Origin of the sequence: Sulfitobacter sp. 1A10359 (genome assembly GCF_043558145.1) — a bacterium.
Classification (GTDB): domain Bacteria; phylum Pseudomonadota; class Alphaproteobacteria; order Rhodobacterales; family Rhodobacteraceae; genus Sulfitobacter; species Sulfitobacter faviae.
The window spans coordinates 566,454-578,722 of the sequence record NZ_JBIFGB010000002.1 but is presented as its reverse complement, the minus strand read 5'-3'; the positions used below and the strand labels follow the sequence as shown (position 1 = coordinate 578,722).

Sequence of the window (12,269 nt, the reverse complement as noted above, 5' to 3'; positions counted from 1 at the left end):
CCGGTGTTTCAACCCGCGCGCGGTCAGAGGTTGCGCGCGATCAGTTCCTTCATGATCTCGTTGGTACCGCCGTAAATGCGCTGCACCCGCGCGTCGGCCCACATTTCGCCCACGGCATATTCCTGCATGAAGCCGTAGCCGCCGTGCATCTGCAAGCAGACATCCAGCACCTCGCCTTGAGTGTCGGTGAGCCAGTATTTCTGCATCGCCGCCTTGTCGACGCTGAGTTCGCCGCGCAGGTGTTCCGCGATACATTCGTCGAGGAAGGCGCGGGCCACCGCGGTCTTGGTTTTGACCTCGGCGAGTTGGAAGCGGGTGTTCTGGAACTGGGTCAGCGGGCCGCCGAAGGCCTCGCGTTCCTTGCAGTATTGTACCGTGCGCGCCACTGCGCCTTCCATGGCGCCCACCGCGCCGCAGCCGATGATCAAGCGTTCCTGCGGCAGTTGCTGCATCATCTGGTAGAAGCCCTGGCCCTCGTCTTGGCCGAGGATGTTCTCGGGCGGGATCTCGACATTGTCGAAGAAGAGCTCGGAAGTGTCGGCGGCATGCAGGCCGATCTTGTCGAGGTTGCGGCCGCGCTGGAAACCTTCGGCCTTGTCGGTTTCCACGACGACGAGGCTGACGCCCTTGGAGCCTTCCTTGGGGTCGGTCTTGGCCGCCACGATGATCAGGTTGGCGTGCTGGCCGTTGGTGATGAAGGTCTTTTGGCCCGAGAGTTTGTAGGCGTTGCCCTCGCGGATCGCCTTAGTTTTGATGCGCTGCACGTCCGAGCCGGTCGAGGGTTCAGTCATCGCCAGTGCGCCGACCAGCTCGCCCGAGACCATCTTGGGCAGCCAGCGTTTTTTCTGGTCCTCGGTGCCATAGGCGAGGATGTAATGCGCCACGATGCCGGAGTGGATGCCGTGGCCCCAGGAGGCGAGGTTGGCGCGGGAGCCTTCGATCAGGATCGCGGCCTCATGGCCGAAGTCGCCACCAGCGCCGCCGTATTCTTCGGGCACCGAGGGGCAGAGCAGGCCGAGCTCTCCGGCCTGGGCCCATGTGTCGCGGTCCATCTGGCCCTGCTTGCGCCATTTCTCGAAATGCGGCGCCCATTCGGTGTTGATGAACTGCGCCGTCATGTCGGCGATCATCTGGTGTTCTTCGGTCATCCAGCTGGATGTTTTGGTCTGCATCTTCTGGCCCCCTCCCCAAGGGTTCAGCGTTTGCGGGCGTCCAGTTCGGCGTTGAACAGGCGCAGCCGCGCGATCAGGTTTTCCTCGTTCATGACTGAGTTGAAATTCTCGAACAGGAACGACAGCGCTTCCCCCTCATCAAGACCTGCTTCGGTGCTGAACTTCTTCAGCCTGCGGTAGCCTTCTTCGGTCATGGCGACGGGGAAGCGGCGGGTCAGGCGGAAGCGTTTGGGCATGGTCTCTCCGGGTGTTGGGCAGGGTGGGGGGCTTGCCCCCACCCCCCGTTTTAGAAGTTTGCGGCCTCCAGCGCCATGACCGTATCCGCGCCCGATTGGATGCGGGTCAGGTGCAAGGCCGTGGCGGGCAGTTGGCGCGCCATATAGTAGCGCCCGGTGGCCAGCTTGGTCTCGTAGAAGGTGGCGTCGCCGCTGCCGCTCTTCAATGCTTCTTTCGCCGCCAAACCCATCTTGGCCCACATCAGGCCGAGGCAGACATGACCGAACATATGCATGAAGTCATTGGACCCGGCGAGCGCGTTGTTGGGGTTCTTCATGCCGTTCTGCATGAAGTACATGCCCGCCGATTGCAGGTCCTTGCTGGCCGCCTTCAGGGGTTCAAGGAAGGCCGCGTCGAATTCGGCGTCTTGGCCCGCGTTGTCCTTGATGAAGCCCTTCACGAGGTCGAAGAAGGCCATGACGTGTTTGCCGCCGTCCTGCGCCAGTTTGCGGCCCACGAGGTCAAGCGCCTGCACGCCGTTGGCGCCTTCGTAGATCTGTGCGATGCGGGCGTCACGGGTGAATTGGGACATGCCCCATTCCTCGATATAGCCGTGGCCACCGTAGACCTGCTGGGCCTTCACGGTCATGTCGTAGCCTTGGTCGGTCAGGAAGCCCTTGATGACCGGGGTGAGCAGCGACACGAGGCCATCTGCGTCCTTATCCTCAGCGCGGTGCGCCGCGTCGATCATCGTGGCCCCCCAAAGGACGAAGGCACGGGCCGCTTCGACAAAGCTTTTCTGATCCATCAGCGAACGGCGGATGTCGGGATGCACGATCAGCGGATCCGCGGGTTTTTCGGGGGCGACGGCACCGGTGACGGCACGACCTTGCAGGCGGTCCTTGGCGTATTCCAGCGCGTTTTGATAGGCCACTTCGGCCTGTGCCAGACCCTGCATGCCGACGCCGACGCGGGCTTCGTTCATCATGGTGAACATGGCGCGCATGCCCTTGTGTTCGGTCCCCAGCAGATAGCCGGTGGCGCCGTCGTAGTTCATCACGCAGGTGGAGTTGCCGTGGATGCCCATCTTCTCTTCGATGGAGCCGACGGAGACGCCGTTACGCTCCCCCAAGGAGCCGTCTTCGTTCACCATGAACTTCGGCACGATGAAGAGCGATACGCCCTTGATGCCCTCGGGGCCGCCTTCGATCTTGGCCAGCACCAGATGGATGATGTTGTCGGCCATGTCATGCTCGCCTGAGGAGATGAAGATCTTCTGGCCGGAGATTTTATAGCTGCCGTCGTCCTGCGGGGCGGCTTTGGTGCGCATCAGGCCCAGATCGGTGCCGCAATGCGGCTCGGTCAGGTTCATGGTGCCGGTCCATTCGCACGAGACCATCTTGGGCAGGTAGGTGTCTTTCTGCGCGTCGGTGCCATGGGCGAGGATCGCGGAGGCCGCGCCGTGGGTCAGACCTTGATACATGGTGAAAGCTTGGTTCGCGGCGGAGAACATCTCGCCCACGGCGGTGCCGAGGACATAGGGCATGTTCTGCCCGCCGTATTGCTCGGGCATGTCAAGGCCGGGCCAGCCGCCTTCTTTCACCTTTTCAAAGGCTTCTTTGAACCCTTTCGGCGTGTAGACGGCACCGTTTTCCAAGCGGCAACCTTCCTTGTCGCCCACGACGTTCAGCGGGGCGAGCACTTCGGAGGTGAGCTTGCCCGCCTCTTCGAGGATGGCGGAGGTGAAATCAGGCTCCAACTCTTCATAGCCGGGGGTCTTGCTTTCGGTGACCTTCAGCACGTCGTGCAGCACGAATTGCAGGTCTTTGGTGGGGGCTGTGTAACTGGGCATCTTTGCTCTCCGGGTCGTCTTTTTATGGATGTCTGGGGGGCGGCATCGCCGCCGGGGTTATTCGGCGGCGCGGCGGGGTTGGTTCATGGAGGCGATCATCTTTTCCCCCCATTTCAACTGGTCCTTGAGGTCTTCGATGGCCTCGTTCAGCTCTTCGCGGCGCGACTCGAGGTCGGCCAAACGGGCGCGGGCGATCTCATAGGCCGCGGCGATCTGCGTCTGTTGCTGGTCGCCCATATGATACAGGTCGAGCAGCTGGCGGATTTCTTCGAGGCTGAAACCAAAGCGCTTGCCGCGCAGGATCAGCTTGAGCCGGGCGCGGTCGCTTTTGGTGAACAGGCGTTTCTGGCCCTCGCGCAATGGGAAGAGCAGCTCTTTCGCTTCGTAGAACCGCAGGGTGCGGGGGGTCACTTCGAAAGCGTCGCACATCTGGCGAATGGTCAGCGTGTCGGCGGTCATCTCATCACTCTCCAATCGTCGTTTCATGACTTCAGTTGGGGGCTGGCATTTCTGATACAATGGGAGTTGACGTTGACGTAAGTGATACGTTGCGTCACTTTATGCGCAGGGTAATTTCCTTTAGGTTTGAAAGGATGATGGGCGTGCGCCGCCGCCATGGCGCTGGGCATTAGAACGGGTGGGAGATGGCAAACCTCGATCAAATCGGGCCGAAGACGTTGGACGGATTGGTTCACTGTGCGCAGAACGCCACCTCCGCGGCGCGTCTTCTGGCTTGCGGCCTTGCCTATTATCAAGGTCGTGGAATTGATCTGGTCAGCTATCACGGTGACAGCCCCGGCGCGCCTGCGATCCTCTATCAGTTCGACAGCAGTGGGACAGATGGACCGCAGTGGCATTCGCAGTTTCTCGACATAGAGAAGCTGCGCGAAAGCCCGGTGGAGGCGCTGGCCCGGCAACAGGTGATGCCGATTTACTGGTCGGATGTGGCCCGCACGGCGCGGCTTACCTCTGCGGAAGGCCTCTATATGAAAGGATTGATGCGGCGCTACCCGAATGACGGCATTTCGCTTAGGGTGCATGGTCCGGGCAGGGATTCCGCCGTGGTAGGACTGGGGTTTGCCGCCAAACAGGCGCGTCTGCCGCCGGAAGCGTTGTACAAACTTCTCAGCGCCGCCCAGATCGCGCATCTGCGCTATTGCGTCTTGGCCGAAAGCCAATCGCCGCGGGATTTCGGCCTGTCCCCGCGCGAGGTCGAGGTGCTGGAGTGGATCGCTACCGGCAAGAGCAATGGCGTCATCGCCGAAATACTTGGGATTTCGCCCCATACGGTCGATACGATCGTGCGGCGGATTTTCTCCAAGCTTGAGGTGAATGACCGCACGACCGCGGCCATTCGCGGGCTGGGGGCGGGGCTGCTGCGCCGCCCGAAAGAGGGCGCGCCCTAGGGCAAGGTTGACCTCGCGTCGCTGTCGCGTGACTGCGTGACATGACCCCACGTCGTGGGGGCTGTAGGTGCGGGCGCTCGACCTAAAGAGGCACGAGGCATGTCAGAAAAACAAGAGCAGACAGGTAGCGGGGCTGAAAACGGTTCCGTGGCAGAAACGCGCGCGCGCGTGGTTGCAGAGCTGAAAGGCGCGTCCGAGACCATCGAAAACGGCGCATTCGATCTGGCCGGAGACGCGAGCGCGGATGTGGTGTCCGATCTCATCCGCATCACGGCGGATTTGCAGATGCTCATCGGGCAGTTGGCGCAGCGCAACAGCCGCTGAGCCCGCCGCTCAGCCAGCCGCTCAGCTCTTGTCCGAGGCGATGGCCGCGGCGGTGTCGTCGCGCAGCTTTTGCAATTCCGCCATGGCTTCGTCCAACTGGCGGCGCTGCTCGGCCAGTTCTTCCAATTGACCATCGGCCATGGTGACCCAAGTGCGCATCTGCGCCTCGGTCCCCTCTTTTTCGTAGATCAACAGCCACTGGCGGATGTCCTCCAGCGCGAAGCCGAACTTGCGGCCGCGCAGGATCAGCTTCATCCGCGCCCGTTCGCGCGGGCCATAGAAACGCGAGCGCCCCTCACGGTGCGGTTGCAGCAATTCGATATACTCGTAATAGCGCAACGTGCGTGGCGTCACGTCAAATGCCGCGCACATCTCTTTGAATGTCAGGCGTTCATCGTCCAAAGCATCTTCTCCCTTCCGGCAAACTATGGTCACGCGCGGGGATGCGCAACAGGCGGTCTTGCCCTTTGGCTATCTCGCCCTGATAAAGGACAAAACCAGAGGCAGAGGGTTGGGTTGCATGTCCGACAAATTAAAGCTGGCGCGACAGTTCATTCAGGCGCTGCCCCATTCCATGGCACTGGGGATGGAGTTGCAGGAGTTGGGCGATGGCTCTGCCGTGATCACCATGCCCTATGACGACAAGCTGATCGGCGACCCGCAGACCGGGGTGATCAGCGGCGGGGCGGTCTCGGCGCTGATGGACACCTGCTGCGGGGCTGCGGTGATGAGCCACCCCAGCAATCCCGCGGCCACCGCCACGATGGATCTTAGGATCGAATATCTGCGTGCCGCCACACCGGGGCAGACGATCATCACCCGCGCGACCTGCTATCACGTCACCCGTTCGGTGGCCTTCGTGCGGGCCACGACGACGGATGAGGACGCCGACAACCTTGTCGCCACAGCGACCGGCACTTTCACCGTGGAGGGGCACACATGACCACACGTCGCAAGCCGGAGCCGGTTCAGGTCATCAAGCAACGCCGCGACGGGGTGCTGCGCGCCATGGTCGAAGGCGTGCCCTATATCCGTTTTCTGGGCATCGAGTTCGAGCGCCGTGGCGATGAGCTAACCGGCATCATGCCGTTTTCCGAGCAACTGATCGGCAACCCGATCCTGCCCGCCCTGCACGGCGGGGCCACGGCGGCCTTTCTTGAGGCGACCGCGATCATCACCCTCAGCTGGGGGCTGATCTGGGAAGATATGGAAAGCGGCGCGCTCGATCTGGACAATCTGGATGCCGACCACTTGCCGCGGCTGCCCAAGACGATCGATTTCACCGTGGATTACCTGCGGTCGGGCCTGCCGCGCGATGCCTATGCGCGGGCGCGTATCAACCGCTCGGGGCGGCGCTATGCCAGCGTCCATGTCGAGGCATGGCAGGACAACCGCAGCCGTATTTTCGCGCAGGCCACGGGCCATTTCCTGATGCCGCAACGGCGTGGCTGAGCCGCAATCAGAGACAGAGCCGCTGACCGAGGCAGAGGTGCGCGCGGTTGAGCGTGGTACGCTGGCGGCGCGTGATGTGGTGACCCACCGCCGTGTGCTCAAGATCGCGGTTCCCATTGTCATTTCCAACGCCACCGTGCCGATCCTCGGCGCGGTCGACACCGGCGTGGTGGGGCAGATGGGCGCCGCCGCCCCCATCGGCGCGGTGGGGCTGGGGGCGATCATCCTCTCGGCGCTTTACTGGATTTTCGGCTTTCTGCGGATGGGTACCGTGGGCCTCACCGCGCAGGCGGCGGGCAATGGCGAAGAGGGCGAGGTCGCCGCGCTGCTGACGCGCGGGCTTTTGATCGGCGCGGGGGCGGGGCTGGCCTTGATGGCGCTGCAATGGCCGCTTTTCTGGGCCTCGTTCCAGATCGCCCCCGGATCGCCCGAGGTCGAGGGGCTGGCGCGGCAATATATGGCGATCCGCATCTGGTCTGCCCCCGCCGCGATCTCGATCTATGCAATCACCGGCTGGCTCATCGCGCAGGAGCGCAGCCGCGCCGTGCTGGTGTTGCAGGTCTGGATGAACGGGCTGAACATTCTGCTGGACCTGTGGTTCGTGCTGGGCCTCGGTTGGGGTGTCGAAGGCGTCGCCATCGCCACCTTCCTTGCAGAGTGGAGCGGGGCGGCCTTGGGCCTGTGGTTCTGCCGCGCGGCTTTCGCAGGGGTGGCCTGGCGCGATTGGGCGCAGGTCTTTGACGGGCCGCGCTGGACGCGCATGATGCAGGTGAACACCGATATCCTGATCCGCTCGCTTTTGTTGCAGGCGATCTTTGTCTCCTTCCTCTTCATGGGGTCGGGCTTGGGCGATGTGACCTTGGCGGCCAATCAGGTGCTGCTGCAATTCCTGATGATCACCTCCTACGGGCTGGACGGTTTCGCCTTCGCCGCCGAGGCGATCATTGGCCGGGCCTACGGCGCGGGGCAGCGCGATGTCCTGCGGCGCGGGGCGGTGCTGACCTCCGCTTGGGCGCTGTTGGTTAGTCTGCTGTTGGCGGTGGTCTTTGCCGTCAGCGGCGGCGCGATCATCGACCTGATGGCCAAGGCCCCGCAGGTGCAAGAGCTCGCCCGGGTCTATCTGCCCTATATGGTCGCGGCGCCGCTGCTGGGCTGTGCTGCCTATATGTTCGACGGTATCTTCATCGGCGCCACGCGGTCGCGCGACATGCGCAATATGATGCTTGTGTCGTTTCTGATCTATGCCGTGACCGCACTGGCTCTGGTGCCGAGCCTGGGCAATCACGGGCTTTGGATATCGCTTCTGGTGTCCTTCGTGGTGCGCGGCATCACCTTGGCGCTGCGCTATCCGGCGTTGGAGCGCGCGGCGGGCTAGAGCAGCGCCTGCACCGCTTCGGGCGGGCGGCCGATCACGGCGCGGCCATTGGCAAAAGCGATGGGGCGTTCGATCAGGATCGGATGGGCGGCCATGGCGTCGATCAGAGCCTCTTCGGGGCTGTCCTTGGTCAGGCCCAACTCTTTGAACAGCGTCTCGCCCGTCCGTATCATCTTGATCGCAGGCAGGCCAAGGGTGTCGCGGGCGGCGATGACCTCATCCCGTGTCGGCGCGTCTTCGAGGTAGCGGCGGAAGGTTGCTTCCACCCCCGCCGCTTCGATCAGCGCCAGCGTCTGCCGCGATTTCGAACAGCGCGGGTTATGCCATAGGGTGATCATAGCCAATCCTCGCGTTTGCTGCTCACGGCCTCGGCCACGCTGGCAAAACCATCGCGGGCCAAGAGTGCATCCAGCCCGGTGGTGATCTCTCGCACCAGTCCGAGACCGCCGAAGACCAGCGCGGTGTAAAGTTGCAGGGCAGAGGCCCCGGCGCAGATCTTGGCATAGGCGGTCTGCGCGTCCGACACCCCGCCGACGCCGATCAGCGGAATATCCGTCAGCCCTGCCAGCCGCGCCAAGACGCGGGTCGAGCGGTCGAACAACGGCGCACCGGACAGACCACCCGCTTCGCCTGCATGGGCGCTGGCAAGGCCAGTCCGGTCAAGCGTGGTATTGGTCGCGATGATGGCAGCAACGCCCGAATTTTGGGCAACCTCGGCCACATCCTCAATCTCGGCTTCGCTGAGATCGGGGGCGATTTTCAGGAAAACCGGCGTGGCGCCGCGCACGTCCATCACCCCTTCGAGCAGGGCCGAGAGCGCCGCCTTGCCCTGAAGGTCGCGCAGCTTCTCGGTATTGGGGGACGAGACATTGACCGTCGCGAAATCGACGTGATTGCGCGCGGCGGTCATCACGCGGGCAAAGTCGGCGGCGCGGTCCGCGCTGGTCTTGTTCGCACCAAGGTTCAGCCCCACCGGCACACCCGTGCCACGGCGCGAAAGCCGGGCGCAGATCGCCTCCATCCCCTCGTTATTAAAGCCGAAGCGGTTGATCGCGGCGCGGTCTTCGGTCAGGCGAAACAGGCGCGGGCGCGGATTGCCGGGCTGGGGCAGGGGCGTGGCGGCCCCCACTTCGACAAAGCCAAACCCGGCGCGGGAGAGGGGGGCGATTGCAGTGGCGTTCTTGTCAAACCCCGCCGCCAACCCGACAGGGTTCGGCAGGTCCAGCCCGGCAAGCGTGGTGTGCAGCCGCGCCGAAGTCTGCGGCCCCGGCGCGGGCGCAAGCCCCGCCCGCAGCGCGCGGATCGCCAGACCGTGCGCCGCTTCGGGATCGACCCGGTGCAGCGCCCGCAGGCCCAGCCTTTCCAACAGCGGCGTCATTTGCTGGCCTCGCCCAGTCCTGCGGGGAATTCATGCACGCCACCCACCAGCGGCAGGGGCTGCGCCCAGACCACGTCTTCGATCTTGAGCGGACGGTAGAGATGGGGAAAAAGCGCGCCGCCGCGCGAGGGCTCCCATTTCAGCGCATCGCCCAGAGCGTCGGCCTCAAGCGCGAGCAGGAAGAGGCCGTCCTCCCCTTTGAAATGTTTGGCAGCGGTTTCCGCCGCCTGTTCGGCGGTGGAGATGTGCACATAGCCATCGGTAACATCGATAGGCGCCCCGTCCGAGACCCCATTCTTGCGCAGCGCAGCCCATTCGTCTGCGCGGAATATCTTGAAAATCAGCATGGCTTCTGATGCCCGCCGGGCGGGGCGGGGTCAAGACCCGCGGGTGACCATAGGGCAGGTCATATGACCTTTGACACGGGCCAAACCCCGCGCCACGATACCGGCATAACAAGCAACAGGGGAACTATCATGAAACGATTCCTGACCGCGACCGCCGCGCTGGCTTTGACCAGCGGCATGGCGGCGGCCGAGTATAATCTGACCATTCTGCATACCAATGATTTCCATGACCGGTTCGAGCCGATCAGCAAATATGACGGCCCCTGCAGCGCCGAGGACAATGCCGAGGGCAAATGCTTTGGCGGTGTCGCGCGGATGGTCACCGCCATCGAAGCCGCCCGCGAACGTGCGGGTGAGAACCATCTGCTGCTGGATGCGGGCGACTGGTTCCAAGGCTCACTTTTCTACACGCGCTACAAGGGCGACATGGCGGCCGAGTTCATGTCGAACCTCGACTATGACGTGATGGCCGTGGGCAACCACGAGTTTGACGACGGCCCCGAAGGGCTGGCCGATTTCGTGGCCAAGGTCGATTTCCCCGTGCTCTCGGCCAATATCGACGTGAGCGGTGTCGAGGGGCTGGAGGGCGAGATCGGCAAATCCACCGTGCTTGAGGTCGGCGGCGAGAAGATCGGCATCGTTTCCGTCCTTGCCGAGGACACGCCCGAGACCTCGTCACCCGGGGCCGAGGTGATCTTCTCTCCGGCGGCGGATGCGGCACAGGCCGAGATCGACGCGCTGACCGAGGATGGGGTCAACAAGATCATCCTGCTCACCCATATCGGGCTGGCGGGCGACAAACGGCTGGCCGAAGAGCTGACTGGCGTCGACCTGATCGTTGGCGGCCATTCCCATACGCTGCTTAGTAACAGCGAGGAGCGGGCCGAGGGCGCTTACCCGACCATGGTCAACGATGTGCCGATCGTTCAGGCCTATGCCTACAGCAAGTATCTGGGCGAGCTGAATGTCACCTTCGACGACGCGGGGGAGGTGACCGCAATCTCCGGCGATCCGATCCTGCTCGACGCCTCGGTCGAAGAGGATCAGGCGACGGTCGATCTGGTGGCCGAACGCGCCGCCCCGCTGGAGGAGTTGCGCCAGAAGGTCGTGGCCGAGACGTCGGAAACCATCGAAGGCAGCCGTGACATCTGCCGTGCGCAGGAATGTGCGATGGGCAACCTTGTCTCTGACGCGATGCTGGACCGGGTCAAGGATCAGGGCATCGACGTGGCGATCTCCAACGCGGGCGGCTTGCGTGCCTCCATCGACGCAGGCGAGGTGACCATGGGCGAAGTGCTGACCGTGCTGCCGTTCCAGAACACGCTCTCGACCTTCCAGATCAGCGGTGCGACCCTGATCGAAGCCTTGGAAAACGGGGTGAGCCAGTTGGAAGACGGCGCGGGCCGTTTCCCGCAGGTGGCGGGCATGTCCTATACCTTTGATCCCAAGGCCGAGCCCGGCAGCCGCATCAGCGATGTGATGGTGGGCGGCGAACCGATTGATCCCGAAAAGACCTATGGCGCCGTGTCCAACAACTATGTCCGCAATGGCGGCGACGGCTACGCGATGTTCAAGGACGCCGAGAATGCCTATGACTTCGGCCCCGATCTGGCGGATGTGACGGCGGAGTATCTGGCGAAGAACGGCAGCTACAAGCCCTACACCGATGGCCGCATCAAGATGAAGTAAGGGTCTCGGGCCTTAGCGAGAGGGCGCGTCCAGCGGGGCGCGCCCTTTTTGTTTGTGAATAGCCGGACAGGGCCCTTGATTCCGGGCTGTTGCCCAAGCTGCGCGCCCCCCCCCGCAAGCCAGCCCCTTGCACCTCTCCCGCCAAGGGATACACATGCGGTAACCAAACAGGAGACCGCTATGCTCACCCCCTTCCACCTTGCCTATAACGTCCGCGACCTTGATGAGACCCGCGCCTTCTACGGCGATGTGCTGGGCTGCACCGAAGGCCGTTCGACCGAGACTTGGGTCGATTATTCCTTCTTCGGCCACCAGATCTCCATGCATCTGGGCGAGCCTTTCAAGACAGAGGCCACCGGCAAGGTCGGTGAGCATATGGTGCCGATGCCGCATCTGGGCGTCGTCCTGCGGATGGAGGATTGGAAGGCGCTGGCGGAGCGGCTGAAGGGTGCAGAGGTCGACTTCGTGATCGAACCTTCGCTGCGTTTCGAAGGGGAGCCGGGCGAGCAAGCAACCATGTTCTTCCGCGACCCGTCGGGCAATCCGATTGAGGTCAAAGGTTTCGCCGATATGGACCGCGTTTTTGCCCAATAAGGCCAAGCGCTGAAACGACAAAGCCCCGCTGTCATAAGCGGGGCTTTGAGTGGCTCATGCTGCTGCGGGCTCAGTCGAAGCTGATCGCCCCTTCGAAAGCAGGCTCTTCCAAGGTTTGCCCGCTGAAACGGGTCGGGGTCTGTGCGGTGATGTCGAGCGTGTAGTTGCCGTTCACGGGGATCGGGCCGCTGGTCCAAGCCTCGTCCTCGCCGGTGATCGTATGGCTGCCGGTGGCGTTATTGGTAAAGACCACCTGATCGCCTGGCTGCACATGGGACAGCGATGGGAAATAGGCGCCGTCGACGATCAGCACGTTGCGGCTTTCGGCTATGGCGCCAGCGGCGCAGAGGCTCAGGGCAAGGGCCAGAGCGCCGGTGCTTTTGCGATATGAACTTAGCATCATCTGCTCCTTTGGAACGCCCGATGCGGGCGGGTTAGCCGGTTTCATACAAGGTAAATGCGGC

At 63.2% G+C, this 12,269-nt stretch carries 16 protein-coding genes; 7 read left to right on the top strand and 9 right to left on the bottom strand.

Annotated elements, in window-relative coordinates; all coding sequences use genetic code 11:
• Positions 1-23: 23 nt before the first annotated feature.
• The 4 genes from ACGYK2_RS07125 to ACGYK2_RS07110 are packed head-to-tail and all read right to left on the bottom strand — an operon-like array spanning position 24 to position 3,699.
• Positions 24-1,172 (bottom strand): acyl-CoA dehydrogenase family protein, encoded by a 1,149-nt coding sequence (locus ACGYK2_RS07125; RefSeq protein ID WP_271688101.1) that lies wholly within the window; start codon positions 1,170-1,172, stop codon positions 24-26.
• Positions 1,173-1,195: 23 nt separating this feature from the next.
• The gene (locus ACGYK2_RS07120) at positions 1,196-1,408 is read right to left on the bottom strand and encodes a hypothetical protein (RefSeq protein WP_271688099.1); all 213 of its coding nucleotides are present in this window, start codon (positions 1,406-1,408) and stop codon (positions 1,196-1,198) included.
• 50 nt (positions 1,409-1,458) lie between these two features.
• Positions 1,459-3,240, bottom strand: a complete 1,782-nt coding sequence (locus ACGYK2_RS07115; protein WP_271688097.1) for an acyl-CoA dehydrogenase C-terminal domain-containing protein — start codon at positions 3,238-3,240, stop codon at positions 1,459-1,461.
• Positions 3,241-3,297: 57 nt separating this feature from the next.
• Positions 3,298-3,699 carry a MerR family DNA-binding transcriptional regulator gene (locus tag ACGYK2_RS07110; protein ID WP_067261195.1) on the bottom strand — a complete coding sequence of 134 codons (402 nt, stop codon included), beginning with the start codon at positions 3,697-3,699 and terminating at the stop codon, positions 3,298-3,300.
• 185 nt (positions 3,700-3,884) lie between these two features.
• Between ACGYK2_RS07110 and ACGYK2_RS07105 the strand changes: the two genes are divergently transcribed.
• Positions 3,885-4,646 carry a LuxR family transcriptional regulator gene (locus tag ACGYK2_RS07105; protein WP_271688095.1) on the top strand — a complete coding sequence of 254 codons (762 nt, stop codon included), beginning with the start codon at positions 3,885-3,887 and terminating at the stop codon, positions 4,644-4,646.
• A 99-nt stretch (positions 4,647-4,745) separates the two neighbouring features.
• Positions 4,746-4,970, top strand: a complete 225-nt coding sequence (locus tag ACGYK2_RS07100) for a hypothetical protein (RefSeq protein ID WP_271688094.1) — start codon at positions 4,746-4,748, stop codon at positions 4,968-4,970.
• Between the two features lie 21 nt (positions 4,971-4,991).
• Here the strand turns inward: ACGYK2_RS07100 and ACGYK2_RS07095 are convergent, their stop codons facing one another.
• The gene (locus ACGYK2_RS07095; protein ID WP_209218215.1) at positions 4,992-5,372 is read right to left on the bottom strand and encodes a MerR family DNA-binding transcriptional regulator; all 381 of its coding nucleotides are present in this window, start codon (positions 5,370-5,372) and stop codon (positions 4,992-4,994) included.
• A gap of 118 nt (positions 5,373-5,490) precedes the next feature.
• Here ACGYK2_RS07095 and ACGYK2_RS07090 point away from each other — a divergent pair, with 118 nt between their 5' ends.
• The 3 genes from ACGYK2_RS07090 to ACGYK2_RS07080 are packed head-to-tail and all read left to right on the top strand — an operon-like array spanning position 5,491 to position 7,797.
• Positions 5,491-5,913: a PaaI family thioesterase gene (locus tag ACGYK2_RS07090; protein ID WP_067261213.1), complete on the top strand. Its 423-nt coding sequence runs from the start codon at positions 5,491-5,493 to the stop codon at positions 5,911-5,913.
• Positions 5,910-6,422, top strand: coding sequence for a PaaI family thioesterase (locus tag ACGYK2_RS07085; RefSeq protein WP_209218213.1), 513 nt, complete (start codon positions 5,910-5,912; stop codon positions 6,420-6,422). The genes ACGYK2_RS07090 and ACGYK2_RS07085 overlap by 4 nt, the downstream gene beginning before the upstream one ends.
• Before the next feature lie 22 nt (positions 6,423-6,444).
• Entirely contained in the window at positions 6,445-7,797 is a 1,353-nt protein-coding gene (locus tag ACGYK2_RS07080; protein WP_394374280.1) for an MATE family efflux transporter, read from the top strand.
• On the opposite strand, the gene arsC is transcribed toward ACGYK2_RS07080, so the two are convergent.
• From arsC to ACGYK2_RS07065, 3 genes are read right to left on the bottom strand one after another with little or no spacing between them, the layout of a single operon-like run.
• On the bottom strand, positions 7,794-8,135 hold the full coding sequence (gene arsC, locus ACGYK2_RS07075) for an arsenate reductase (glutaredoxin) (RefSeq protein WP_271688091.1): 342 nt from the start codon (positions 8,133-8,135) through the stop codon (positions 7,794-7,796). The genes ACGYK2_RS07080 and arsC overlap by 4 nt on opposite strands.
• Positions 8,132-9,175 carry a quinone-dependent dihydroorotate dehydrogenase gene (locus ACGYK2_RS07070; protein ID WP_271688089.1) on the bottom strand — a complete coding sequence of 348 codons (1,044 nt, stop codon included), beginning with the start codon at positions 9,173-9,175 and terminating at the stop codon, positions 8,132-8,134. Before ACGYK2_RS07070 ends, arsC begins: the two co-directional genes overlap by 4 nt.
• Positions 9,172-9,522, bottom strand: a complete 351-nt coding sequence (locus ACGYK2_RS07065; protein WP_271688087.1) for a DUF952 domain-containing protein — start codon at positions 9,520-9,522, stop codon at positions 9,172-9,174. Before ACGYK2_RS07065 ends, ACGYK2_RS07070 begins: the two co-directional genes overlap by 4 nt.
• A gap of 129 nt (positions 9,523-9,651) precedes the next feature.
• On the opposite strand from ACGYK2_RS07065, the gene ACGYK2_RS07060 reads away from it, so the two are divergent.
• Both ACGYK2_RS07060 and ACGYK2_RS07055 read left to right on the top strand, forming a co-directional pair.
• Positions 9,652-11,211 carry a bifunctional UDP-sugar hydrolase/5'-nucleotidase gene (locus tag ACGYK2_RS07060; protein ID WP_271688086.1) on the top strand — a complete coding sequence of 520 codons (1,560 nt, stop codon included), beginning with the start codon at positions 9,652-9,654 and terminating at the stop codon, positions 11,209-11,211.
• A gap of 180 nt (positions 11,212-11,391) precedes the next feature.
• Positions 11,392-11,805 carry a VOC family protein gene (locus ACGYK2_RS07055; RefSeq protein ID WP_271688085.1) on the top strand — a complete coding sequence of 138 codons (414 nt, stop codon included), beginning with the start codon at positions 11,392-11,394 and terminating at the stop codon, positions 11,803-11,805.
• Between the two features lie 70 nt (positions 11,806-11,875).
• On the opposite strand, the gene ACGYK2_RS07050 is transcribed toward ACGYK2_RS07055, so the two are convergent.
• Complete coding sequence (locus tag ACGYK2_RS07050) at positions 11,876-12,205, bottom strand: hypothetical protein (protein ID WP_394374267.1); 330 nt, start codon at positions 12,203-12,205, stop codon at positions 11,876-11,878.
• Between the last annotated feature and the right edge of the window lie 64 nt (positions 12,206-12,269).

What these genes read in the sequence shown, in the direction of transcription:
- ACGYK2_RS07125 (WP_271688101.1), bottom strand. Translation starts at nt 1,172, where the DNA reads ATGCAGACCAAAACATCCAGCTGGATGACCGAAGAACACCAGATGATC.
- ACGYK2_RS07120 (WP_271688099.1), bottom strand. Translation starts at nt 1,408, where the DNA reads ATGCCCAAACGCTTCCGCCTGACCCGCCGCTTCCCCGTCGCCATGACC.
- ACGYK2_RS07115 (WP_271688097.1), bottom strand. Translation starts at nt 3,240, where the DNA reads ATGCCCAGTTACACAGCCCCCACCAAAGACCTGCAATTCGTGCTGCAC.
- ACGYK2_RS07110 (WP_067261195.1), bottom strand. Translation starts at nt 3,699, where the DNA reads ATGACCGCCGACACGCTGACCATTCGCCAGATGTGCGACGCTTTCGAA.
- ACGYK2_RS07105 (WP_271688095.1), top strand. Translation starts at nt 3,885, where the DNA reads ATGGCAAACCTCGATCAAATCGGGCCGAAGACGTTGGACGGATTGGTT.
- ACGYK2_RS07100 (WP_271688094.1), top strand. Translation starts at nt 4,746, where the DNA reads ATGTCAGAAAAACAAGAGCAGACAGGTAGCGGGGCTGAAAACGGTTCC.
- ACGYK2_RS07090 (WP_067261213.1), top strand. Translation starts at nt 5,491, where the DNA reads ATGTCCGACAAATTAAAGCTGGCGCGACAGTTCATTCAGGCGCTGCCC.
- ACGYK2_RS07085 (WP_209218213.1), top strand. Translation starts at nt 5,910, where the DNA reads ATGACCACACGTCGCAAGCCGGAGCCGGTTCAGGTCATCAAGCAACGC.
- arsC (WP_271688091.1), bottom strand. Translation starts at nt 8,135, where the DNA reads ATGATCACCCTATGGCATAACCCGCGCTGTTCGAAATCGCGGCAGACG.
- ACGYK2_RS07070 (WP_271688089.1), bottom strand. Translation starts at nt 9,175, where the DNA reads ATGACGCCGCTGTTGGAAAGGCTGGGCCTGCGGGCGCTGCACCGGGTC.
- ACGYK2_RS07065 (WP_271688087.1), bottom strand. Translation starts at nt 9,522, where the DNA reads ATGCTGATTTTCAAGATATTCCGCGCAGACGAATGGGCTGCGCTGCGC.
- ACGYK2_RS07060 (WP_271688086.1), top strand. Translation starts at nt 9,652, where the DNA reads ATGAAACGATTCCTGACCGCGACCGCCGCGCTGGCTTTGACCAGCGGC.
- ACGYK2_RS07055 (WP_271688085.1), top strand. Translation starts at nt 11,392, where the DNA reads ATGCTCACCCCCTTCCACCTTGCCTATAACGTCCGCGACCTTGATGAG.
- ACGYK2_RS07050 (WP_394374267.1), bottom strand. Translation starts at nt 12,205, where the DNA reads ATGCTAAGTTCATATCGCAAAAGCACCGGCGCTCTGGCCCTTGCCCTG.